Below are 19,573 nucleotides of genomic sequence, written 5' to 3' on the forward strand. Positions count from 1 at the left end.
TCAACCGAACAAACTGTACTTTGAAGGAGAACTGAATGTCCGTCGTTATCCGCCTCGCTCGCGCAGGCACCAAGAAGCGTCCCGTCTATCACGTCGTCGTCGCCGACTCGCGCTTCCCGCGCGATGGCCGCTTCATCGAGCGTCTCGGCTATTTCAACCCGCTGCTGCCGAAGGACAACGAGACTCGCCTGAAGCTCGACATGGACAAGGTGAAGGCCTGGCTCGCCAAGGGCGCGCAGCCGTCCGACCGCGTGGCGCGTTTCCTCGACGCTGCCGGCGTCAAGAAGCGCGAAGCGCGCAACAACCCCGAGAAGGCCGTGCCGCGCAAGGAGCGCAAGGCGCAGGCCGAAGCCGCCGCGAAGGGCTAAGGCTAGATCATGTCGGCGCTGGTCTGCGTCGCGCGGATCGGCGCCGCGCATGGTGTGCGCGGTGCGGTCAAATTGTGGACCTTCACCGAGGATCCCTTTGCCGTCAGGCGCTACGGTCCGCTGCTGTCCAAGGACGGCAAGCGCCAGTTCGAGGTCGCAACGGCGCGCGAGGCCAAGGATCATCTGGTCGCGACGTTCAAGGGCGTCACGACCCGCGATGAGGCCGAGCGCCTCAACGGCATCGAGCTGTACGTCGCGCGCGAAAAACTGCCCGCGACCGATGCGGACGAATATTACCACACCGATCTGATCGGGCTCGCCGCCGTCACCACGGAGGGCGACGCGCTCGGCCGCGTGCTCGCGATCCATAATTTCGGCGCCGGCGACATCATCGAAATCGCGCCCCCAAAAGGCACGACGATGCTGCTGCCGTTCACGAACGCCGTGGTGCCGGAGGTCGATCTCGAAGGCGGCCGCGTGGTGATCGCGCTGCCGCAGGAGGTCGAGGGCGACGACGCTCCCTCGGCGGCTCCCCGCGAACGCGGGGACCCATAACCACGGGCCGTGGTTTTTGGCTAAGCTGATTGCGATGGCAAACCCCTCACCCTGGCGCGCGACGGTGCTGACGCTGTTTCCGGAGATGTTTCCGGGGCCGCTCGGCGTGAGCCTTGCTGGCCGGGCGCTGGCCTCGGGGCTCTGGGAGATTGAGGCGCGGGACATAAGGGCGTCCGCCACCGACCGCCATCGCAGCGTCGACGACACCCCGGCCGGCGGCGGGCCGGGCATGGTGCTGCGGGCGGATGTTCTGGCGGCAGCCATCGATGCCGCCGAGATCGCCCCCGAGCGGCCGCGCCTGCTGATGAGCCCGCGCGGTCGACCATTGACCCAGGCCCGGGTTGCCGAGCTCGCCGGGGGCCCCGGCCCCCTGATCGTCTGCGGGCGGTTCGAGGGGATCGACCAGCGGGTGATCGACGGGCGGGGCCTGGAGGAGGTCTCGATCGGGGATTACGTGCTGTCCGGGGGCGAAATCGCAGCTTTAGCCCTGATCGATGCCTGCGTCCGGCTGCTGCCGGGCGTGATGGGCAAGGAGGCCTCGGGAACCGAGGAAAGCTTCTCCGATGGCCTTTTAGAGTACCCCCAATACACCCGTCCGCAGCTGTTCGAGGGGGCCCCGATCCCGGAGATCCTGACCTCCGGCGACCATGCCAAGGTTGCAAGCTGGCGGCGGGCCCAATCCGAGGCCCTCACGGCGGTTCGGCGGCCCGATTTATGGGCCCAGATCCCACCCAAGCCGGCGAATCGGGCCGGTCGCCAAAAAACGCCAAAAAACAAGACAGACGGGTGACAAACGCTCCGGCTTGCCTTATAGGAGCGGCCAAATCCGCAATGGCTGGATAGACGAATTTTGCGCAGCCCCCCGTTTCCAGGGCTGGGCGCGCCGATGGAGATTTACCCATGAACCTGATCAAGCAGCTCGAGCAAGAGCAATTCGACAAGCTGTCCGCCGGCAAGGACATTCCAGAATTCGGTCCCGGCGACACCGTGATCGTCAACGTGAAGGTGGTCGAAGGCGACCGTACCCGCGTGCAGGCCTATGAAGGCGTCTGCATCGGCCGTTCCGGCGGTGGCCTCAACGAGAGCTTCACCGTCCGCAAGATCTCCTATGGCGAGGGCGTGGAGCGCGTGTTCCCGGTGATGTCGCCGATGATCGACTCGATCAAGGTGGTGCGTCGCGGCAAGGTGCGTCGCGCCAAGCTCTATTACCTCCGCAACCTTCGCGGCAAGTCGGCCCGCATCGTCGAGAAGCAGGACCGCCAGACCGCGGTCGGCGAGTAAGCTCCGCCCCACCAGGCAAGTTTTCGAAAGCGCGGAGCTCGGCTCCGCGCTTTTTTGTTGCGTCAGCCGTGCGCGTCAAACCACTCGCGCTTCCAATTCGGCCTGCTATATATTCTTGGAATGTTTCCAGATCCGACCAGCCTCGCCCCCGTCAAGCGCATCGTCATCGACGATCGCTCGCGGCTGCCTGGCCGGTTCTTCGGACGCTTCGCGACCTCGGCAACGTCAGAGCTTACGCGCGCAGCCTAAAAGCTGCGCTGACGATTTTGTTGCCGGCGCGCCGCGCGCGCCTATCCGCTGACACAACATTCTTTCGGAGCTCAAGCTCATGTCCAAGCCGACCACATTGTACGACAAGATCTGGAACGACCACCTGGTGCACGAAGCCGAGGACGGCACCTGCCTGCTCTATATCGACCGCCACCTGGTGCACGAGGTGACCTCGCCGCAGGCGTTCGAAGGCCTGCGCGCCACCGGCCGCAAGGTGCACGCGCCCGAGAAGACGCTCGCCGTCGTCGACCACAACGTGCCGACCACCGATCGCACCAAGCCGAATCCCGATCCTGAAAGCATCGAGCAGATCAAGGCGCTGGCCGAGAACGCCAAGGAATTCGGCATCGAATATTACAACGAGTTCGACAAGCGCCAGGGCGTCGTCCACGTCATCGGCCCCGAGCAGGGTTTTACCCTGCCCGGCACCACCATCGTCTGCGGTGACAGCCACACCTCGACGCATGGCGCGTTCGGCGCGCTCGCGCACGGCATCGGCACGAGCGAGGTCGAGCACGTTCTGGCGACGCAGACGCTGATCCAGAAGAAGGCCAAGAACATGCGCGTCACCGTCGACGGCAAATTGCCCGATGGCGTGACGGGCAAGGACATCATCCTCGCCATCATCGGCGAGATCGGCACCGCGGGCGGCACCGGCTACGTGCTGGAATACGCCGGCGACGCCATCAGCGCGCTCAGCATGGAAGGCCGCATGACGGTCTGCAACATGTCGATCGAAGGCGGCGCGCGCGCCGGCCTCGTTGCACCCGACCAGAAGGCGTTCGACTTCCTGCGCGGCCGCCCCAAAGCGCCGAAGGGCGCCGACTGGGACGCGGCGATGCGCTACTGGGAGAAGCTGCGCTCCGACGAGGGCGCGCATTTCGACAACGAGTTGCGCCTCGATGCGGCCAAGCTGCCGCCGATCGTGACCTGGGGCACTTCGCCTGAGGACGTCATCTCGGTGACCGGCATCGTGCCCGACCCCGACCAGATTGCGGACGAGGCCAAGCGTCTCTCCAAGCATCGTGCGCTCAAGTACATGGGCCTGACCGCGGGTACGAAGATCACCGACATCAAGGTCGACCGCATCTTCATCGGCTCCTGCACCAACGGCCGCATCGAAGATCTGCGCGCTGCTGCGAAGATCGCCGAAGGCAAGACCGTTTCGGCGCATGTCAACGCCATGGTCGTGCCGGGCTCCGGCATCGTCAAGGAGCAGGCCGAGGCCGAGGGTCTCGACAAGATCTTCATCAAGGCCGGCTTCGAATGGCGCGAGCCGGGCTGCTCGATGTGCCTTGCGATGAACCCGGACAAGCTGGCTCCGGAAGAGCGTTGCGCCTCGACCTCGAACCGCAATTTCGAGGGCCGCCAGGGCTTCAAGGGCCGCACCCATCTGGTGTCGCCGGCGATGGCGGCAGCGGCGGCGATCGCGGGTCACTTCGTCGACGTCAGGGACTGGCGCTAAGCCACTGCCTGCAATTGTAGCGATCGCGGCAAACAGCCGTTAAACGATCGCCTGACACTCTCGTCCTCGCGAGGTTTTCGCGAGGACGCGCGCCATGGCCAACAAGCCCGAATATGTCGACCTGATCAGCGAGGCCACGCGCCAGCACCGCCGGCGCGCGCCGCGCTTGCACATCGTCGCCAAGCCCGAGGTCGAGGAGACCTCGAAGCTCAGCCGCTGGCCGCCTGCGATGTTCAAGCAGTGGAAGCTCGATAATCTGATGCGGTGGAAAGCTTCGTCGTGGAAGCTGAAGGATTGGCTGTAACAGCATTCGTCATGCCCGGGCTTGTCCCGGGCATCCACGAACTTTGCTCGAGCCAAAGAACGTGGATGGCCGGGACAAGCCCGGCCATGACGCGTGCGGAACTAGCAACTCACATCACCAATACCGATACGGATGGTGCCAGCGATGCCAGCGGCAGATGCGGCGCGGGCCGTAATAGGTCCAGATGACCCGGCAGCGGCGCGGATAATGGTAATAGGGATAATAGCCGCCGACATAATAGCGCCGGTGGAAGTGGCGATGGCCGAAATGGGGACGATAGCCCCAGTGGCGGTGATAGCCGCCATAATGACGGAATCCGCCGTAGCGAATGCCGCCGCCGTGGAAGGCCGGCCCGGCGCGGAAGCCGCCGCCATGAAAGCCGCCGCTGCGGAAGCCGCCGAAATGTCCGCCGCCACCGCGGAAGCCACCGCCGCCGTGAAAATGTCCGCCACCACCATGCCCACCGCCGCCGTGCCGGACCTGCGTGACGAGGTCGTCGGCCGCAGCTTTCGTCGCAGGTGACGTCGCCGGATTGATCAAGGTGAGCGCTTCAGCGCGATGCGCGCTCCCGGCCGACAGCATCAGCGTCGCCGCAGCCGCAATCCCGAGCAGGCGCACCGGGCCTGCCCGGAGACCCAAACTCCTCAGCATGGACTTCTCCCTGAATCTGGACAGCGGAGCAGCGATGCTCGTTCCCGGCCCGCGTCATCCCTGTTCAATTGCAGTCGCTCGCGGGGTTAAATTGCTAACAGCGATGTGAACGCGCCATGAATGAACGAGGCGGGCGCCGCGCTGCGGCGCTGTGCCGCTACGGGAAGGAAGTCTTGAGATGACCGTCTACGCGATTGCACAATTGAAGATGACCGACCGCGCAGCCTACGATCGCTATCAGGCGCGGTTCTTCGATGTGTTCAAGAAGTACAATGGGCGCCTGCTCGCTGCCGATGAGCGACCGCGCGTGCTCGAAGGGGCGTGGCCGCACGACAAGCTGGTCATGATGTCGTTTCCGGACGAGGCCGCCTTCCTCGCCTTCTCGAACTCACCCGACTACGAGGAGATTTCGCGCGACCGCAAGGCGGGCGCGCAGGCGACCGTGTTACTGGTCAAGGGATTTGCGCCCGCCGGCTAGGACGTCACCAGAACGGCCCGTAGCCGAACACGAAGGGCGCGGGCACGCCGTAGGGATAAGGACGGTAGTGGACCGGCCGCGCGTAATAGCGGGGATCATGGCGCACGACGGGCCGCGCAATATGTTGGGTCCGCGCGGGTCGCCGCACATCGAAAACTGCGATCCCCGCCGAGGCCTCCGGCACCGTCGTCCTTGGCGCCGCGGCCGCGCGAGGCAGGCCCGCCGCTAGCGCGACGACAACGGCCAATGCAAACCATCTCGCCATGGCGATCCCTTGGGGCATCAGCCGGGGCGCCAGTAGCAGCTCATCCGCGGCACGATCACCGTGCCGCTGGGCCGGAATTCCTGCACATAGGTCGCGTTGCATTCGCGGACCGCATTGGGACCCGGATTGTAGCGCGGATAGACGCCGTCAGGGCTGTAATAGGGCGTGACGCGCAAGCGTGGCGGCCGCTTGCGCGGCGGCGGGGCATCAGCCGGGGCTGCCTGGGCGAGGCGAATCTCGGGGCCGGCGGTCTGGGCCTCGGCGCCAACGCAAAATGGCGAAAACAACCCCATGCACAGTAGCGTCAGCGCTGTTTTCGCTCGCATTTTTCCGCCCACCTGAAACGTCCCGTTCGAGGCCCACGCTCCCCGTTTTGGCGGCGCCCGTCAACCTCGCCGCGCTTTATAAAGCGGGATGCATCAGCGGGAAACCCGCGCCGGAGCCCGTTACAATGGAATTGAAACCGGCTCCAGATTCTTACTTTGACGCGTTTTCTTCACGCGAAGCGGTATCCACTTCGCTCGAAAACGCTTTAGAACAACCCCATGTGGACGGAATTGAAAGCGCCCTCGCTGGCCGAGATGGAAGCGACGGCACACGACATCTTCGAGCGCCTGCCGGCGGAATTTCGTAGCCTGTGCGAGGGCGTGATCCTCCGCGTCGACGACTTCCCGACCGAGGAGGTCCTGGACGAGATGGAATGCGAGAGCGAGTTCGACCTGCTCGGCCTGTTCCAGGGCGTCGGCCTGCCGCAGCAGAGCCTTGGTGACGTGGCGCGGCTGCCCAACATGGTCTGGCTCTACCGCCGGCCGATCCTGGATTACTGGGCCGAGCACGACGAGAGCCTTGGCCATATCGTCCGCCACGTCCTGATCCACGAGATTGGCCACCATTTTGGCCTGTCGGACGACGATATGGCGGCGATTGAGGCAAAGGCGGAGTAGGAAGCGCCGGCGTGAGATGAGCCCCCTCCCCCGCTTGCGGGGAGGGCTGGGGAGAGGGTCTCTCCGCAGCGGGACAGTCCCCTAGAGGCGAGAGCCCCCACCCGCCGCGCTTCGCGCGTCGACCTCCCCCGCAAGCGGGAGAGGTGAAGTCCCGACGCCGCACCAGCTCTGCCTCAAACCAGCCAAGCAGACGAGACCTGCCGAATTCGGCCTAGGATTCAGGCCCCGGACACGATAAACACGCCTTCCCTGAACCACCCCGGAAAAGCGCAACCATGGACAAGTTCACCACGCTGGAAGGCGTCGCGGCGCCGCTGAAGATCATCAATGTCGACACCGACATGATCATTCCGAAGCAGTACCTCAAGACCATCAAGCGCACCGGCCTTGGCAAGGGGCTCTTCTCCGAGCAGCGCTACAAGGACGACGGCAGCGAGAATCCGGACTTCGTTCTCAACCAGCCCGCCTATCGCAATGCGAAGGTGCTGGTCGCCGGCGACAATTTCGGCTGCGGCTCGAGCCGCGAGCATGCGCCCTGGGCGCTGCTCGACTTCGGCATCCGCTGCGTGATCTCGACCTCGTTCGGCGACATCTTCTACAACAACTGCTTCAAGAACGGCATTCTGCCGATCCGCGTCAGCCAGGAAGACCTCGACAAGCTGTTCGACGATGCCGAGCGCGGCGCCAACGCGACGCTGACGATCGACCTGCCGAACCAGGAGATCCGCGGCCCCGATGGCGGCAAGGTCAAGTTCGAGATCGATCCGTTCCGCAAGCACTGCCTGATCAACGGCCTCGACGACATCGGCCTGACGATGGAGAAGAAGTCCTCGATCGACACCTATGAGGACAAGCTCAAGCGCGAACGCGCCTGGGCCTGATCGTAGGATTTCATTCGAGCCCCGGTGCTGTCGGCGCCGGGGCTTTTTCTTTGTCCTGAATATTATAGCTTCCGCGCATGCTGCCCGACATCGTCACCTTCTGGCATGGCCCGATGGACGCCCTGCGCCAGACCTGTCTGCGCTCGCAGCTGGCGGCCGGCCACAAGGTCACGGTCTACAGCTTCGACACCATTCCCGGCCTGCCCGCCGGCGTCGCCAACGCGGATGCCGAAGCGATCCTGCCGCATGCGTTCTCGGAACGCTTGCGGCCCCCGCAACCGGACGGAAGCTGGCGCGACTGGACCACGCTGCAGTTCAGCGATTTCTTCCGCATGAAGCTGATGGCGAAGAATCTCGGCCTCTGGCTCGACGCCGACGTGCTGCTCTTGAAGCCGGTCGAGATTGATCCGGCAAAGCCTTACTTTGCCTGGGAGCGGCCACGCCAGCTCGGCAATTCCGTGATCTACCTGCCGCCCGGGCACGGCATCGTTGCCGCCTTCGAGGAGCTGATGGAGCAGGAGGAGCTGACGCCGAACTGGCTGTCGGTCCGCCATCGCATCACCTTCATGATGCGCCGCCTGCGCGGCGGCTCGAACCGCCTCGCCGATATCCGCGTCGCGATCTTCGGCCCCGCGGCACTCACCGCGCTCGCGCGCCGCACCGGCGAACTGCAAAACGCGCTGCCCAAGCAATCGTTCTACGCCGTGCATGCCGAGCCAAAGCTGTTCTTCGACCCCTCGAGCTATCTCGGCCTCGTCACCAACCGCGAGATCATCGGCCTGCACATCTCGCCCAAGGGCCGCGGCGGCGAGAAGCCGATTCCGGGCAGCCTATATGCCTGGGCGACGGAGAGATTCGCTTAGCTCTCGTGCCCCGGACGCAGCGCAGCACCCCTTGGTGATGCGCTGCCGGGGCCCAGTAACGTGGCGAGATGGGTCCCGGCTCTGCGGAGCGGCACTTCGCGCCGCACCGCGTCCGGGGCACGAGAGCAATTTTCCCCGCTCGAATCCAGTTTGATCCAGCGCAACGCGCTTCTGCATCATTGTGCTTAATTCGCTCCAATTCCGCTGTCCGAAGGGAGCTTTCCATGAGCACCGCAAGCAGGCCATATCCCATCGTCCAGGACCTCATCGACTCCTTTGCGAGCTGGCTGAAGCATCGCCGCGAGCTGAACGAGATGCGGCAGCTCGATCGCGCCGATTTCGACCGGATCGCGAGCGACCTGCGGATCGCGCCTGACGATCTCGAGGAACTGGTCCGCCACGGCAAGCATTCTGCCGACGAGCTGCCAATGATGCTGCAGCAACTCGGCATCAGCGCCGAAGGCCTCGGCCGCGCGCAGCCGCTGCTGCTCCGCGACATGGAGCGGGTCTGCTCGCTCTGCAACAACAAGGGACAATGCGACCGCGATCTGGCCGACGGCACTGCCGCGGAGAACTATCACGGCTACTGCGGCAACGCCGCGACGCTCGAATCGCTCGATCGCGCCGATGTCGCGCCGCGGTGAGCGGCGCAGAAGATTCGCTCGCCGCACAATCATCAATCCCTACCTTGGATCGGCGCAAGGATGTCTGCTGTGCCGCTGATAGCGGGGTATGGCAGATCTCCCCAGAGATCCGCGCCGGGTCAAGGTTAAACTCGCGCGCTGCCGCAACCATCACTGGTCGATCAGCACGTGGTGCACCTCGCCGAGCGGCAAAAAGATCGCGAATAGTATGATGTATGCAAGATTCCGTTTGCGCGGCGAGGATGCCGGCAAGGCCACCGCAATTATCCGTGCTTGATCTCGACGAATGGCTCTGTTTGGATAGTTTCGCTTCGGGCAATTCGTATTTCGGATAATCATGGCAAATGAAACAGATCGATCCCGTCGTTCATTGGGTGCTCGTTCACAAGAAAGCATCGTGACCGTCCACCGCGCGGGCATCGGGAATCGGCTGCTGGCGGCGTTGCCGCCGGCGGATCTCGGCTTGCTCACGCCCTACTTCCAGAAGGTCTCGTTCGAACCCGATGCCGTCCTGGTGCGGTCGGGCGATGAGCTCGACCCGGTTTATTTTCCCCATAGCGGCGCAATCGCCTTCATGCTCGATATGCCGGACGGGCAAACGGTCGCAACCACCTTGATGGGACGGGAAGGCGCCTTGGCCTCGTTCTCCGTGCTCGGCCCGTCGCTTTCATCCGTGACCGCGGTTACTCGCATAGCCGGTACTGCATCGCTGATTTCCGCCGCCAAATTTCGCGCCGCCTTTGCGCAAAGCACAGCCATCAGGAACGTGGTGCAGGTCCACGCCCGCGCGGTGTTATTGCAGCTCCAGCACGTAGCCGCTTGCAACGCGCTCCACCGGGTGGATGGCCGCATGGCGCGGTGGCTCCTGCAGCTTCACGACCGCGTGCCCGATGACCGGCTTCCGGTGACGCAGGAGGCGCTTGCGCAACTGCTTGGGGTGCGACGGACGACAGTAACCCTGACGATGAGCAAGCTACGCGAGGCCGGCGCGGTCCCGTCCGACGGACGCGGGTTTGTAGAGATCGATCGGGCGCGGCTCGAGAAGGTCGCATGCGATTGTTATGCGCTCATGCAGCGCAACATCGATCGAATGTACTGCGAGGAATTGGCCGCACCGTCCTCCTCTGCTCTTGGCGAACAGAAGATGGCGGTTTGTCGCGGAAAAGCGGATATCGCTTTTTCGAGTTGACGCTTCAGCCCTTGCTCATCGCGGCAATAGCATCCGCGATTGCGATCGTGCGCCGGGCCATGTCGGCGTGCAGCCGCTCGACCATCGCACCATCCAACCGGATCGCGCCGCGCGAGACGTTCTCCGGCAGCTCGAACGCCGCGATGATTTTTCGCGCGCGCGCGACTTCCTCTTCGGGCGGCGTGAAGATCGCGTTGCAGGCGTCGATCTGCGAGGGGTGGATCAGCGTCTTGCCGTCGAAGCCGAGATCGCGGCCCTGCGCGCATTCGGTGGCGAAGCCGTCGGAATTGGCGATGTCGCTGTAGGGGCCGTCGAGGATTTCAAGGCCGTGGGCGCGCGTCGCCAGGATGCAGTGCGTGATCATCGGGATCATCGCGGCGCGGCCGGGCAGCATCCTGATGCGCGTTTCGCGTGAGATATCGTTCGGGCCGAACACAAAGCCGGAGAGGCGCCGCGATGGATCGCGCCCGGCCTCGGCCAGCTCCTCCGCGTGCAGCACGGCGCGCGCGGTCTCGATCATGGCCCAGACCTTCACCGTCGGCGCCGCGCCAAGCTCGGTAAGACGGAGGCCGATCGTATCGAGATCTTCGACACTTGAAACTTTTGGAACCAGGATGCCGTCGGGCGAAGCCTTGGCGGCCATGGCGAGATCGTCGGCCCACCAGGGCGTGTCGAGACCGTTGGTCCGGATCAGGATCTCGCGCTTGCCAAAGCCCTTGGCTGCGATCGCGGCGGCGATCCCATCACGGGCCACCGCTTTGGCATCCGGCGCGACGGAATCTTCCAGATCCAGGATCAGGCCGTCGGCGGCGAGATTGCGCGCCTTTTCCAGCGCACGGGGGTTGGAGCCGGGCATGAACAGATGGCTGCGGCGCGGGCGGGTCATGCGAGCGTTCCTTCCGGTTTCCTCAAGCGGGCTCTTGATCGAAGCCGATAGCACCTGGCCTGCCTATTCGAAAGGCTTGTTCGCCCCTGCGGTCTATGATTAGGCATAGGTATGATGACATTCCCAGAGCATTTGCTGGAAGGCTACAGGGCCTTCGCCACCCAGCGGCTGCCGACCGAGCAGACCCGCTATCGCGACCTCTCGGTGAAGGGGCAATCGCCGGAAGTGATGGTGATCGGCTGCTGCGACAGCCGCGTCTCGCCGGAAGTGATCTTCGACGTCGGCCCGGGCGAATTGTTCGTGGTCCGCAACATCGCCAATCTGGTGCCCGTGTATCAGCCCGACGGCAACGCGCATGGCGTCTCGGCCGCGCTGGAATATGCGGTGACGGTGCTGAAGGTGAAGCACATCGTGGTGCTCGGCCACGCCCAATGCGGCGGCATCCGCGCCTTCGTCGACAAGATCGAGCCGCTCACGCCCGGCGACTTCATCGGCAAATGGATGCAGATGTTCATCAAGCCGGGTGAAGTGGTCGAGCAGCGCGACCATGAGAGCATGGCGCAATTCGTCGAGCGCATCGAGAAGGCCGCGGTGTTCCGCAGCCTGGAAAACCTGATGACGTTCCCGTTCGTACAGAAGGCAGTCGACAGCGGCCAGATGCAGACCCACGGCGCCTATTTCGGCGTCGCGGAGGGATCGCTGTTCGTGCTGGACAAGGTTGCGAAGGAATTCAAGAACGCGCGGGGCGTGGCGTAGGCCACCGCTCTCGTAGGGTGGGCAAAGCGAACCGTGCCCACCACCTGTCGCAATCGGAAAGAATGGTGGGCACGGCGCTTTGCGCCTTTGCCCACCCTACGGCAGCGGTGACGTGCCTTACGCCGCCTGCTTCTTCGCGCTGATCAGCTTGCGGTTGATCAGCACTTCCGCGATCTGGATGGCGTTGAGCGCGGCGCCCTTGCGGAGGTTGTCGGACACGCACCACAGCACGAGACCGTTCTCAACCGTCGCGTCCTCGCGGATGCGGCTGATGTAAGTCGCGTCCTCGCCGGCCGCTTCGTAAGGCGTCGCGTAGCCGCCGGGCTCCTGCTTGTCGATGACGAGACAGCCGGGCGCCTTGCGCAGGATGTCGCGCGCCTCATCCGCCGTGATCGGATTCTCGAACTCGATGTTGACGGCCTCGGAGTGGCCGACGAACACCGGCACGCGCACGCAGGTGGCGGAGAGCTTGATCTTGGGATCAAGAATCTTCTTGGTCTCCGCCATCATCTTCCACTCTTCCTTGGTGTAGCCGTCCTCCATGAAGACGTCGATGTGGGGGATGACGTTGAAGGCGATGCGCTTGGGGAATTTCTTCGCGACCAGCTCGTCGTTGGTGTAGACGGCCTTGGTCTGCGAGAACAGCTCGTCCATCCCGTCCTTGCCGGCGCCCGACACCGATTGATAGGTCGAGACCACGACGCGCTTGATGGTCGCCTTCTCGTGCAGCGGCTTGAGCGCGACCACGAGCTGCGCGGTCGAGCAGTTCGGGTTGGCGATGATGTTCTTCTTCTTGAAGCCTTCGGTCGCGCCTGCGTTCACCTCCGGCACGATCAGCGGCACGTCCGGATCCATGCGCCAGGCCGACGAGTTGTCGATCACGACGGCGCCGGCGGCGCCGATCTTCGGCGACCATTCCTTCGACACCTCGCCGCCGGCCGACATCAGGCAGATGTCGACGTCGGAGAAGTCGTAATGCTCGAGCGCCTTGCACTTCAGGGTGCGGTCGCCATAGGAGACCTCGACGCCGACGCTGCGGCGTGACGCCAGCGCCACGACCTCGTCCGCGGGGAATTTGCGCTCATCGAGAATGTTGAGCATTTCCCGTCCGACATTGCCGGTCGCGCCGACGACTGCGACTTTGTAACCCATCGTTCACTCTCCGATGAAAAAGCCCGTTCCCGAAGCTGACGCTTAAACGGGAAGAGCAGCGCTTCTATGCGAGAACCGGCCTCAAGACAACGTTGGACCATGCCTTAGGGACGTGGATGCAGTCGCCTGAGGCCAGCACGGCCGTTAGCCCTACCCAGATCCACCTGACTCTCTTGGCTATCGCCGACGAGGTCGTCGGCACGCTGGCGCATCTGGTCGCCTATGTGGGGGCGCTCGCGCTGTTTGCCATCCTCGCCCTCGCGGCGCTCGGCCAGCTGCCCGAGCTGCGCGGCGATGATCCCGCAGACAAGCCGGGCTGGAGCACGGCCGATCGCTCGCACCCGGCCTTCGCCCTGAGCCGGATCGATTCATCAGATAAAACAACCTCTTACACCATCCTTCGGCATCCCGAAGGCGGCCGCAAAGACGTGATGCGCTGGGCGAGCGCGGCGGACCAGCCGGTGGCCGAGCTCGAAATCTATCGGGAAGGTGGCGAATTCGATGTGACCCGTCCTGTCGCGATGGACCTCGCCGTCCAGATGGGCCTCGGAGCGGCCACCCCGCTCGAGCAAGCCGGCCTGATCGAGACGAAATTCGGCCCCGTCGCGCTGTTCCGGCCGATCGGCACGGACAAGGGGACGCCGGCCTGCCTCGGCTACCTCAAGCGCAACGAGGAGCCGGCCTTGCAGATCTCCGGCTTCTCCTGCCAGGGCGATACCCTGCCCGCCCGGCGCGCGGCGATCGCCTGCACGCTGAACCGGCTGACGCTGCTGACCTCCGGCAACGAGCCGAAGCTGGCGGAATTGTTCGCCCATGCCGAGCTGAAGCGCCGCGGTTGTGACCTCGCGGGCTCGCCGGACTGGCTGCTGGGCGCCGCCAACGCGCAATTGCGCGGGGCGCTTTGACCGGCATCAAGCTCAAGTGGCTGGTATTGATGCAACTTTTGCCAGCGCGCGCGATTATTCCGAGCTGGTGTGACCCAATAGACCTAGTTGCGCTCACCCCGGCCGGGCTAGTATGGGGGTGAAATCGACTGGCGGCCTGCCGCCTGAAGGGGACGTGATGAGCTCGAAATTCTCTGCCAAATTGGCGACCTTGCTTGCAGCGGGCGCCGTGATTGCCATGTCCTCTGCCATTGTGGCGACGCCGGCCTCGGCTGACACCAAGACCAAGCGCTATGACGAACGTGGCCGGCACTATTACGGCCCTGGTGGACCCAACGCCGTCTACCAGCAGGGCCGCACCCGCATCTATGTGAGCAAGCGCTCCTGGCTCGACGGCGGCACCGAGGTCAATCCGGGCGACCGCAAGTTCTCCGACTACGCCTTCCCGCCGGCGGTTGGTTATCCGTCCTTTGCCCGCGAGAATCTCAACCGCCCGATCGACCGCCAGCCGCTTTCGCCGCCGCAGGACGTCGGCGGCTACCCGCAGAATTTCCCGCTGTACTGAGCGGAGTTATCGACCGAATCAAAATGGCCGGGCTCGCGCCCGGCCATTTTTGTTTTTGCGAGGTGCCGTAGGGTGGGCAAAGGCGCCCTTGCGCCGTGCCCACGATCTCTCTCGGTCACGAAAAATGCGTGGGCACGCTTCGCTTTGCCCACCCTACGATTCCTGTTGCTTGGGTGAGATGCGTGCGCCTCACGCGTTCGCAGCCGGATCATAGCGCCTGCAAAACTCCTCGATCGCTTCGGAGCGGAAATCGGCGAGGCGCTCGAAGATGAGCTCATCCGGCCAATCCCACCAGGCGATGCGGCGCAGGCTGTCCGCAACGGAATCAGGAAAGCGCTTGCGGATCGGACGCGCGGGAACGCCGCCGACGATCGTGTAGGGCTCGACATCGCGGCTGACCACCGCGCCCGCAGCGATCACCGCGCCGTCACCAACGTTCACGCCGGGCAGCAGGATGGCGGCGTGCCCGATCCAGACATCATTGCCGACGATCACCCGGTCGCCGCGGCGGTCCGCGAAGAAGTCGCGGTCGCGCGTCACGCCCGCCTCGTAATATTCCGGGCAGTAGGTGAAGCGATGCTGCGACGGCCGGCCCATCGGATGATTGGGCGCACCGATCCGCACCGAATTGGCGATGGCCGTGAATTTTCCGATTTCCGCGTCGGCGACCTCGCAGTTCTCGCCGAGATAGGAGTAGTCGCCGAGCGAGGCATATTCGATGCGGGTGTGGCTGAGGACCTCGCAGCGCCGCCCGATCTGCGCCTCGCGCTGGCGCACCGTGTCATGGATGATGGTTTCCGCGATCTTGGGGCGGGGTGAAGCGTCCATGAATCAGCTCCGAGAGCAGGTGCCGCAGGGTGGGCAAAGGCGCAACGCGCCGTGCCCACCATCTCTTTCTAATCAGCACTCAGAACGTGGGCACGCTTCGCTTTGCCCACCCTACGAGAGCGGTGCCTGCCGTTACGCGTGCAGCTTCTGCAGTTCCTTCAGGATCGCTTCGCCCATCTGCGTGGTCGAGGCGGCCGTGGTGCCTTCCGACTTGATGTCGGCTGTGCGCAGACCGCTGGCGAGCACCGCGGCGATCGCGGCGTCGACCTTGTCGGCGAGCGCGCCCATGTCGAAGGAATAGCGCAGCGCCATGCCGAACGACGAGATCATCGCGATGGGATTGGCGAGGCCCTGGCCTGCGATATCAGGCGCCGAGCCATGCACGGGCTCGTACAGCGCCTTGCGCTTCTTGGTCTTGACGTCGACCTCGCCGAGCGAGGCCGAGGGCAGCATGCCAAGCGATCCCGTCAGCATCGCCGCGATGTCGGACAGCATGTCGCCGAACAGATTGTCGGTGACGATGACGTCGAACTGCTTCGGCCATTTCACCAGCATCATGCCGCCGGAATCGGCGAGCTGGTGCTCGAGCGTGACATCAGGGTATTCGCGCTTGTGGACCTGGGTCATGACCTCGTTCCAGAGCACGCCCGATTTCATGACGTTGCGCTTTTCCATCGACGTCACTTTGTTCTTGCGCTTCCTGGCAAGCTCGAAGGCGACGCGGCCGATGCGCTCGATCTCATAGGTGTCGTAGACCTGGGTATCGACGGCGCGCTTCTGGCCATTGCCGAGGTCGGTGATGGTCTTGGGCTCGCCGAAATAGACGCCGCCGGTGAGCTCGCGCACGATGACGATGTCGAGGCCTTCGACGGCCTCACGCTTCAGGCTCGATGCATCGGCCAGCGCCGGGTAGCACACCGCGGGACGGAGGTTGGCGAACAAGGCCAGATCCTTGCGCAGGCGCAAGAGGCCGGCTTCGGGGCGCACCTCGTAGGGCACCGCGTCCCACTTCGGACCGCCGACCGCGCCGAAGATGATGGCGTCGGCCGCAAGCGCCTTGGCCATGTCGCCTTCGGAGATCGACACCTTGTGCGCGTCATAGGCGGAGCCGCCGACGAGGCCGGTGTCCGTCTCGAACTTGGCGATCCCGGCCGAATTGAGCCAGTCGATCAGCCGCTTCACCTCGCCCATCACCTCGGGGCCGATACCGTCGCCGGGAAGCAGCAGCAATTTGTGGGTCGCCATGGTCGTTCCTCTCAGGTCGAATTCGGCCGGAGTGCTAGAGCGGCGTTGCGCGCTTGGCAAGACACCATTGCCGGGGTGCGGCTGTGCAAGGCGGACGGGGCCTGCCACACTGGGTGGGCCGGAGAACCCCTTGCACGCCCAAGACTGCTTTACTAAAGACCGCCGTGTCCCGCCTGACGCGCATCCCGCGCGGCTGATCCTGACCCTGTCGCTGGCGGCGACGGTCGGGCTCGGCATCGGCCGCTTTGCCTATGCGCTGGTGCTGCCCGACATGCGGGAGGCCCTCGGCTGGTCCTACTCGGCGGCCGGATTCATGAACACCATCAACGCCGTCGGCTATCTCGTCGGCGCGCTTGTGGCCTCGCGCCTGATCCAGCGCGTCGGCTGGGCGGCCGCGATCCGCGGCGGAACTGTGGCCTGCGTCGCCGCGCTCGCCATTTGTGCGCTGACGGGGAATTTCGTCGCGCTGAGCCTGGCGCGCCTCGTACTCGGTCTCGGGGCCGCGGCGGGCTTCGTCGCCGGCGGCGCGCTCGCTGCGACCATCGCCCAGTCGCGCCCGGAGCGGGCCAATTTCCTGCTCAGCCTGTTCTATGCCGGGCCCGGCATCGGCATTCTGTCCTCGGGACTGATCGCGCCGTTCACGCTGCAATATTTCGGGCCGGGCTCGTGGTGGATGGTGTGGTGGGCGCTGACACTGCTCTCGGCCGCGATGACCGTGCCGCTGTTCCTGATCCGCATCGAGAGCGGCGCCCGTTTCTCCGAAGGCAGCCACGCCGCCTTCGCGATTCGTCCCGTGCTGATCTACCTCGCGGGCTATTTCCTGTTCGGCGCGGGCTACATCGGCTACATGACCTTCATGATCGCCTATGTACGCGACGGCGGCGGCGGGGCCGCAGCACAAGCGGCGTTCTGGGGCCTGATCGGCCTGTCCGCCTTCGTGACCCCCTGGGCCTGGCGCGGCGTGCTGGCGCTCGATCGCGGCGGATTGGCCACCGCCATCATCCTCGGCACCAACGCGCTCGGCGCGGCCCTGCCGATGCTCGGACATTCACCGGCCTGGCTCGCGGTCTCCGCCGTGGTGTTCGGCGTCGCCTTCTTCGCCGTGGTCGGCTCGACCACCGCCTTCGTGCGCTTCAACTATCCGCCGGCGATGTGGCCGACCGCGATCGCGGCGATGACGATTTCGTTCGGCGTCGGGCAAACGCTGGGGCCGATCGTGGTCGGCGCCATCACGGACGCGCTGGGGAGCTTGAGCTACGCGCTCAACGTATCGGCGGCGCTGCTGGCGCTGGGGGCGGTCGCGTCGCTGTGTCAGCGGAAGGTGTGGCCAGCCAAGGAATCGGCGCCGTAGGGTGGGCAAAGGCGCGTAGCGCCGTGCCCACGGTTTTATTCATGATGGATGGAATGGTGGGCACGCTTCGCTTTGCCCACCCTACGGCAGCTTCGCCGGAACGGCGATCAGCTCCCGCTAAACGAATTATACCCCTGGTCTTCCCAATAGCCGCCCTTGTAGTCGTTGGTGACTTCCATCGAGACCACATATTTCGGGTTCTTGAAGCCGAGTTTTGTCGGCACGCGGATCTTCATGGGAAAACCGTAGGCGCGCGGCAGGATTTCATTCGCGTATTTGAACGTCATCTGGGTCTGCGGATGCAGCGCGCTGCGCATGTCGAGCGGCGAATTGTAGCCGTCCTTGTCGGCACACTGGAACCAGACGTATTTGGCGCGCGTGTCGGCGCCGATCAGCTTGAGGAAATCGCGCAAGGGCGTGCCGGTCCAGCTGCCGATCGCGCTCCAGCCCTCGACGCAGATGTGGCGCGTGATTTGCGTGACCTCAGGCAGCTTGTAGAGCTCGTCCAGCGTCCACGACTTCTTGTTGTCGACAAGGCCGCGAACCTCGAGTTTCCAGTCGGCGCCAGCGACGTCGGGTGCGTCGTCGAGATCGTAATAGGCATTGAACGGGAACGGCTTCGTGATCGTACTCTCGGGAAAAGTCGGCGCCAGCGCGTCGGGATTGAAGATGAAGGCCTGCACCGCGTCGTTGAATTTCGAGACCTGCTTCAGCATCTCCTCCGCCGAGGACGAGTCGATCACATCGCAGCCGGTGAGCAACGTCAGCGCGCCGAGACTGGCGCCGCCCGCGATGAAGCGACGGCGGGTGACGTCGGGCATCGTCTTGATGGAGTCCTTGATCAGGAGCCGCTTGTCGACGCCGGGGATCAGGAATGAACGCTTGGCCATGTTCTCCTCACAAATCTATTTTGAGCATGATCTTGTCGGAAAACCGCTTTACACTTTTCCGGATCATGCTCTAGCGACCGATGATCATGGCGCGCAGGCTCTTCGGCACGAGCAGCGCGAGCAGAACGTGAACGACGAGGAACGCGCAGATCGCGACCATGCAGAAGAAATGGATGTAGCGCGCGGTCGGGTAGTCGCCGAACAGGGCGACGAGATAATAGAGCTGCACCGGCTTCCACATCCCCAAGCCCGTGAGCACGATCAGCACGCCGACCACGATGATGCCGGCATAGAGCAGGCGCTGCACGTAATTGTAGACGGTAAGGTCGTCATGGCCGAGCTTGAAGGTCAGCGCTGCCCTGACGTCGTGGAGCACGCCCGACGGTGTGATCGGCAACAGCTTCTTGCGGAAGCGGCCGGTGGCGAAGCCAGTGATGAGATAGGCGAGCCCGTTGATCATCAACAGCCACATCGCCGCAAAGTGCCAGAGCAGGCCGCCGCCGAGCCATCCGCCGAGCGTGTACTCGCGCGGAAAACTGAAGCCGAACAGCGGCGAGGCGTTGTAGATCTGCCAGCCCGACAGGATCATCAGGATCATGGCCAGCGCATTGACCCAGTGCATGACGCGAACCCAGGCCGGCTGGATCACTTTGGCCGGGGCGGCGCTGACCTGTTCGTCGGTGACTGTGAGGCTCGACATGATGGTTCCGTCCTGAATGTCGTGTGACACCGCTTATACGCCGATGCGCCCGCTTTCGTTACGCCCTGTCCGCCATCGAATCGATAGCGTCGGGCTATGACGGTCACAATAAAGCGAGCCGGGTGCCCCCGGCTCGCCGTTTCGTCGCATCCTGCTCG

Annotated in this window: 25 protein-coding genes; 16 read left to right on the forward strand and 9 right to left on the reverse strand. The window is 64.4% G+C overall.

Translation table 11 applies throughout. The features are described 5' to 3' along the window. Positions 1 to 35 precede the first annotated feature (35 nt). The 6 genes from rpsP to GGD67_RS09370 all read left to right on the forward strand — a co-directional run bounded on the left by rpsP (position 36) and on the right by GGD67_RS09370 (position 4,243). Positions 36 to 368 (forward strand): 30S ribosomal protein S16, encoded by a 333-nt coding sequence (gene rpsP, locus GGD67_RS09345; RefSeq protein WP_008133080.1) that lies wholly within the window; start codon positions 36 to 38, stop codon positions 366 to 368. Positions 369 to 377: 9 nt separating this feature from the next. Further along, positions 378 to 923, forward strand: a complete 546-nt coding sequence (gene rimM / locus GGD67_RS09350) for a ribosome maturation factor RimM (protein ID WP_179732330.1) — start codon at positions 378 to 380, stop codon at positions 921 to 923. Between the two features lie 34 nt (positions 924 to 957). Beyond that, on the forward strand, positions 958 to 1,713 hold the full coding sequence (gene trmD, locus GGD67_RS09355; RefSeq protein WP_179733016.1) for a tRNA (guanosine(37)-N1)-methyltransferase TrmD: 756 nt from the start codon (positions 958 to 960) through the stop codon (positions 1,711 to 1,713). A gap of 110 nt (positions 1,714 to 1,823) precedes the next feature. Beyond that, entirely contained in the window at positions 1,824 to 2,204 is a 381-nt protein-coding gene (rplS, locus tag GGD67_RS09360; RefSeq protein ID WP_018318903.1) for a 50S ribosomal protein L19, read from the forward strand. 328 nt (positions 2,205 to 2,532) lie between these two features. Further along, positions 2,533 to 3,939, forward strand: a complete 1,407-nt coding sequence (gene leuC / locus GGD67_RS09365; protein WP_092261448.1) for a 3-isopropylmalate dehydratase large subunit — start codon at positions 2,533 to 2,535, stop codon at positions 3,937 to 3,939. 94 nt (positions 3,940 to 4,033) lie between these two features. After that, positions 4,034 to 4,243: a hypothetical protein gene (locus GGD67_RS09370; protein WP_018318906.1), complete on the forward strand. Its 210-nt coding sequence runs from the start codon at positions 4,034 to 4,036 to the stop codon at positions 4,241 to 4,243. Positions 4,244 to 4,357: 114 nt separating this feature from the next. Here the strand turns inward: GGD67_RS09370 and GGD67_RS09375 are convergent, their stop codons facing one another. Then, positions 4,358 to 4,894: a hypothetical protein gene (locus tag GGD67_RS09375; RefSeq protein WP_179732332.1), complete on the reverse strand. Its 537-nt coding sequence runs from the start codon at positions 4,892 to 4,894 to the stop codon at positions 4,358 to 4,360. Between the two features lie 178 nt (positions 4,895 to 5,072). On the opposite strand from GGD67_RS09375, the gene GGD67_RS09380 reads away from it, so the two are divergent. Beyond that, on the forward strand, positions 5,073 to 5,372 hold the full coding sequence (locus GGD67_RS09380) for a DUF1330 domain-containing protein (RefSeq protein ID WP_018318908.1): 300 nt from the start codon (positions 5,073 to 5,075) through the stop codon (positions 5,370 to 5,372). 4 nt (positions 5,373 to 5,376) lie between these two features. Here GGD67_RS09380 and GGD67_RS09385 read toward each other — a convergent pair whose 3' ends face one another. Together GGD67_RS09385 and GGD67_RS09390 are read right to left on the reverse strand one after the other, a co-directional pair. Further along, entirely contained in the window at positions 5,377 to 5,637 is a 261-nt protein-coding gene (locus tag GGD67_RS09385) for a hypothetical protein (RefSeq protein WP_179732334.1), read from the reverse strand. A gap of 17 nt (positions 5,638 to 5,654) precedes the next feature. Then, positions 5,655 to 5,930 carry a hypothetical protein gene (locus GGD67_RS09390; RefSeq protein WP_179733018.1) on the reverse strand — a complete coding sequence of 92 codons (276 nt, stop codon included), beginning with the start codon at positions 5,928 to 5,930 and terminating at the stop codon, positions 5,655 to 5,657. Between the two features lie 252 nt (positions 5,931 to 6,182). On the opposite strand from GGD67_RS09390, the gene GGD67_RS09395 reads away from it, so the two are divergent. The 5 genes from GGD67_RS09395 (at position 6,183) to GGD67_RS09415 (ending at position 10,158) form a co-directional block, all read left to right on the forward strand. Further along, complete coding sequence (locus GGD67_RS09395; RefSeq protein ID WP_092261453.1) at positions 6,183 to 6,581, forward strand: metallopeptidase family protein; 399 nt, start codon at positions 6,183 to 6,185, stop codon at positions 6,579 to 6,581. A 275-nt stretch (positions 6,582 to 6,856) separates the two neighbouring features. Next, positions 6,857 to 7,462, forward strand: a complete 606-nt coding sequence (gene leuD, locus GGD67_RS09400; protein WP_018318912.1) for a 3-isopropylmalate dehydratase small subunit — start codon at positions 6,857 to 6,859, stop codon at positions 7,460 to 7,462. Positions 7,463 to 7,539: 77 nt separating this feature from the next. Next, complete coding sequence (locus GGD67_RS09405) at positions 7,540 to 8,325, forward strand: hypothetical protein (protein WP_179732336.1); 786 nt, start codon at positions 7,540 to 7,542, stop codon at positions 8,323 to 8,325. Positions 8,326 to 8,549: 224 nt separating this feature from the next. Then, positions 8,550 to 8,969 carry a hypothetical protein gene (locus GGD67_RS09410; protein WP_091965007.1) on the forward strand — a complete coding sequence of 140 codons (420 nt, stop codon included), beginning with the start codon at positions 8,550 to 8,552 and terminating at the stop codon, positions 8,967 to 8,969. 337 nt (positions 8,970 to 9,306) lie between these two features. After that, entirely contained in the window at positions 9,307 to 10,158 is an 852-nt protein-coding gene (locus GGD67_RS09415) for a Crp/Fnr family transcriptional regulator (RefSeq protein WP_210286403.1), read from the forward strand. Positions 10,159 to 10,162: 4 nt separating this feature from the next. On the opposite strand, the gene GGD67_RS09420 is transcribed toward GGD67_RS09415, so the two are convergent. Continuing rightward, positions 10,163 to 11,044, reverse strand: coding sequence for a CoA ester lyase (locus tag GGD67_RS09420; RefSeq protein WP_179732338.1), 882 nt, complete (start codon positions 11,042 to 11,044; stop codon positions 10,163 to 10,165). A gap of 111 nt (positions 11,045 to 11,155) precedes the next feature. On the opposite strand from GGD67_RS09420, the gene GGD67_RS09425 reads away from it, so the two are divergent. Next, positions 11,156 to 11,800 (forward strand): carbonic anhydrase, encoded by a 645-nt coding sequence (locus GGD67_RS09425; RefSeq protein ID WP_018318917.1) that lies wholly within the window; start codon positions 11,156 to 11,158, stop codon positions 11,798 to 11,800. A gap of 117 nt (positions 11,801 to 11,917) precedes the next feature. Here the strand turns inward: GGD67_RS09425 and GGD67_RS09430 are convergent, their stop codons facing one another. Next, positions 11,918 to 12,952 carry an aspartate-semialdehyde dehydrogenase gene (locus GGD67_RS09430; protein ID WP_018318918.1) on the reverse strand — a complete coding sequence of 345 codons (1,035 nt, stop codon included), beginning with the start codon at positions 12,950 to 12,952 and terminating at the stop codon, positions 11,918 to 11,920. A 116-nt stretch (positions 12,953 to 13,068) separates the two neighbouring features. On the opposite strand from GGD67_RS09430, the gene GGD67_RS09435 reads away from it, so the two are divergent. Together GGD67_RS09435 and GGD67_RS09440 are read left to right on the forward strand one after the other, a co-directional pair. After that, positions 13,069 to 13,857: a hypothetical protein gene (locus tag GGD67_RS09435; RefSeq protein ID WP_018318919.1), complete on the forward strand. Its 789-nt coding sequence runs from the start codon at positions 13,069 to 13,071 to the stop codon at positions 13,855 to 13,857. Positions 13,858 to 14,014: 157 nt separating this feature from the next. Then, a complete protein-coding gene (locus tag GGD67_RS09440) occupies positions 14,015 to 14,401 on the forward strand; it encodes a hypothetical protein (RefSeq protein ID WP_179732340.1) in 387 nt (128 codons plus the stop codon). A gap of 189 nt (positions 14,402 to 14,590) precedes the next feature. On the opposite strand, the gene GGD67_RS09445 is transcribed toward GGD67_RS09440, so the two are convergent. After that, entirely contained in the window at positions 14,591 to 15,229 is a 639-nt protein-coding gene (locus GGD67_RS09445) for a DapH/DapD/GlmU-related protein (protein WP_179732342.1), read from the reverse strand. Between the two features lie 132 nt (positions 15,230 to 15,361). Then, positions 15,362 to 16,474 (reverse strand): 3-isopropylmalate dehydrogenase, encoded by a 1,113-nt coding sequence (gene leuB, locus GGD67_RS09450; protein ID WP_018318921.1) that lies wholly within the window; start codon positions 16,472 to 16,474, stop codon positions 15,362 to 15,364. 130 nt (positions 16,475 to 16,604) lie between these two features. Between leuB and GGD67_RS09455 the strand changes: the two genes are divergently transcribed. Further along, positions 16,605 to 17,825, forward strand: a complete 1,221-nt coding sequence (locus GGD67_RS09455) for a YbfB/YjiJ family MFS transporter (protein WP_179732344.1) — start codon at positions 16,605 to 16,607, stop codon at positions 17,823 to 17,825. 107 nt (positions 17,826 to 17,932) lie between these two features. Here the strand turns inward: GGD67_RS09455 and GGD67_RS09460 are convergent, their stop codons facing one another. After that, a complete protein-coding gene (locus tag GGD67_RS09460; RefSeq protein WP_179732346.1) occupies positions 17,933 to 18,715 on the reverse strand; it encodes a molybdopterin-binding protein in 783 nt (260 codons plus the stop codon). 70 nt (positions 18,716 to 18,785) lie between these two features. Next, a complete protein-coding gene (locus GGD67_RS09465; protein ID WP_018318923.1) occupies positions 18,786 to 19,415 on the reverse strand; it encodes a cytochrome b/b6 domain-containing protein in 630 nt (209 codons plus the stop codon). Positions 19,416 to 19,573: the final 158 nt, after the last annotated feature.

This window comes from Bradyrhizobium sp. IAR9 (genome assembly GCF_013408065.1).
Lineage (GTDB): Bacteria > Pseudomonadota > Alphaproteobacteria > Rhizobiales > Xanthobacteraceae > Bradyrhizobium.

What these genes read in the sequence shown, in the direction of transcription:
- trmD (WP_179733016.1), top strand. Translation starts at nt 958, where the DNA reads ATGGCAAACCCCTCACCCTGGCGCGCGACGGTGCTGACGCTGTTTCCG.
- leuB (WP_018318921.1), bottom strand. Translation starts at nt 16,474, where the DNA reads ATGGCGACCCACAAATTGCTGCTGCTTCCCGGCGACGGTATCGGCCCC.
- rpsP (WP_008133080.1), top strand. Translation starts at nt 36, where the DNA reads ATGTCCGTCGTTATCCGCCTCGCTCGCGCAGGCACCAAGAAGCGTCCC.
- GGD67_RS09425 (WP_018318917.1), top strand. Translation starts at nt 11,156, where the DNA reads ATGATGACATTCCCAGAGCATTTGCTGGAAGGCTACAGGGCCTTCGCC.
- GGD67_RS09370 (WP_018318906.1), top strand. Translation starts at nt 4,034, where the DNA reads ATGGCCAACAAGCCCGAATATGTCGACCTGATCAGCGAGGCCACGCGC.
- GGD67_RS09440 (WP_179732340.1), top strand. Translation starts at nt 14,015, where the DNA reads ATGAGCTCGAAATTCTCTGCCAAATTGGCGACCTTGCTTGCAGCGGGC.
- GGD67_RS09435 (WP_018318919.1), top strand. Translation starts at nt 13,069, where the DNA reads ATGCAGTCGCCTGAGGCCAGCACGGCCGTTAGCCCTACCCAGATCCAC.
- GGD67_RS09385 (WP_179732334.1), bottom strand. Translation starts at nt 5,637, where the DNA reads ATGGCGAGATGGTTTGCATTGGCCGTTGTCGTCGCGCTAGCGGCGGGC.
- leuD (WP_018318912.1), top strand. Translation starts at nt 6,857, where the DNA reads ATGGACAAGTTCACCACGCTGGAAGGCGTCGCGGCGCCGCTGAAGATC.
- GGD67_RS09420 (WP_179732338.1), bottom strand. Translation starts at nt 11,044, where the DNA reads ATGACCCGCCCGCGCCGCAGCCATCTGTTCATGCCCGGCTCCAACCCC.
- GGD67_RS09460 (WP_179732346.1), bottom strand. Translation starts at nt 18,715, where the DNA reads ATGGCCAAGCGTTCATTCCTGATCCCCGGCGTCGACAAGCGGCTCCTG.
- GGD67_RS09445 (WP_179732342.1), bottom strand. Translation starts at nt 15,229, where the DNA reads ATGGACGCTTCACCCCGCCCCAAGATCGCGGAAACCATCATCCATGAC.
- GGD67_RS09375 (WP_179732332.1), bottom strand. Translation starts at nt 4,894, where the DNA reads ATGCTGAGGAGTTTGGGTCTCCGGGCAGGCCCGGTGCGCCTGCTCGGG.
- GGD67_RS09395 (WP_092261453.1), top strand. Translation starts at nt 6,183, where the DNA reads ATGTGGACGGAATTGAAAGCGCCCTCGCTGGCCGAGATGGAAGCGACG.
- GGD67_RS09390 (WP_179733018.1), bottom strand. Translation starts at nt 5,930, where the DNA reads ATGGGGTTGTTTTCGCCATTTTGCGTTGGCGCCGAGGCCCAGACCGCC.
- GGD67_RS09465 (WP_018318923.1), bottom strand. Translation starts at nt 19,415, where the DNA reads ATGTCGAGCCTCACAGTCACCGACGAACAGGTCAGCGCCGCCCCGGCC.
- leuC (WP_092261448.1), top strand. Translation starts at nt 2,533, where the DNA reads ATGTCCAAGCCGACCACATTGTACGACAAGATCTGGAACGACCACCTG.
- GGD67_RS09380 (WP_018318908.1), top strand. Translation starts at nt 5,073, where the DNA reads ATGACCGTCTACGCGATTGCACAATTGAAGATGACCGACCGCGCAGCC.
- GGD67_RS09430 (WP_018318918.1), bottom strand. Translation starts at nt 12,952, where the DNA reads ATGGGTTACAAAGTCGCAGTCGTCGGCGCGACCGGCAATGTCGGACGG.
- rimM (WP_179732330.1), top strand. Translation starts at nt 378, where the DNA reads ATGTCGGCGCTGGTCTGCGTCGCGCGGATCGGCGCCGCGCATGGTGTG.
- GGD67_RS09405 (WP_179732336.1), top strand. Translation starts at nt 7,540, where the DNA reads ATGCTGCCCGACATCGTCACCTTCTGGCATGGCCCGATGGACGCCCTG.
- GGD67_RS09410 (WP_091965007.1), top strand. Translation starts at nt 8,550, where the DNA reads ATGAGCACCGCAAGCAGGCCATATCCCATCGTCCAGGACCTCATCGAC.
- rplS (WP_018318903.1), top strand. Translation starts at nt 1,824, where the DNA reads ATGAACCTGATCAAGCAGCTCGAGCAAGAGCAATTCGACAAGCTGTCC.
- GGD67_RS09415 (WP_210286403.1), top strand. Translation starts at nt 9,307, where the DNA reads ATGGCAAATGAAACAGATCGATCCCGTCGTTCATTGGGTGCTCGTTCA.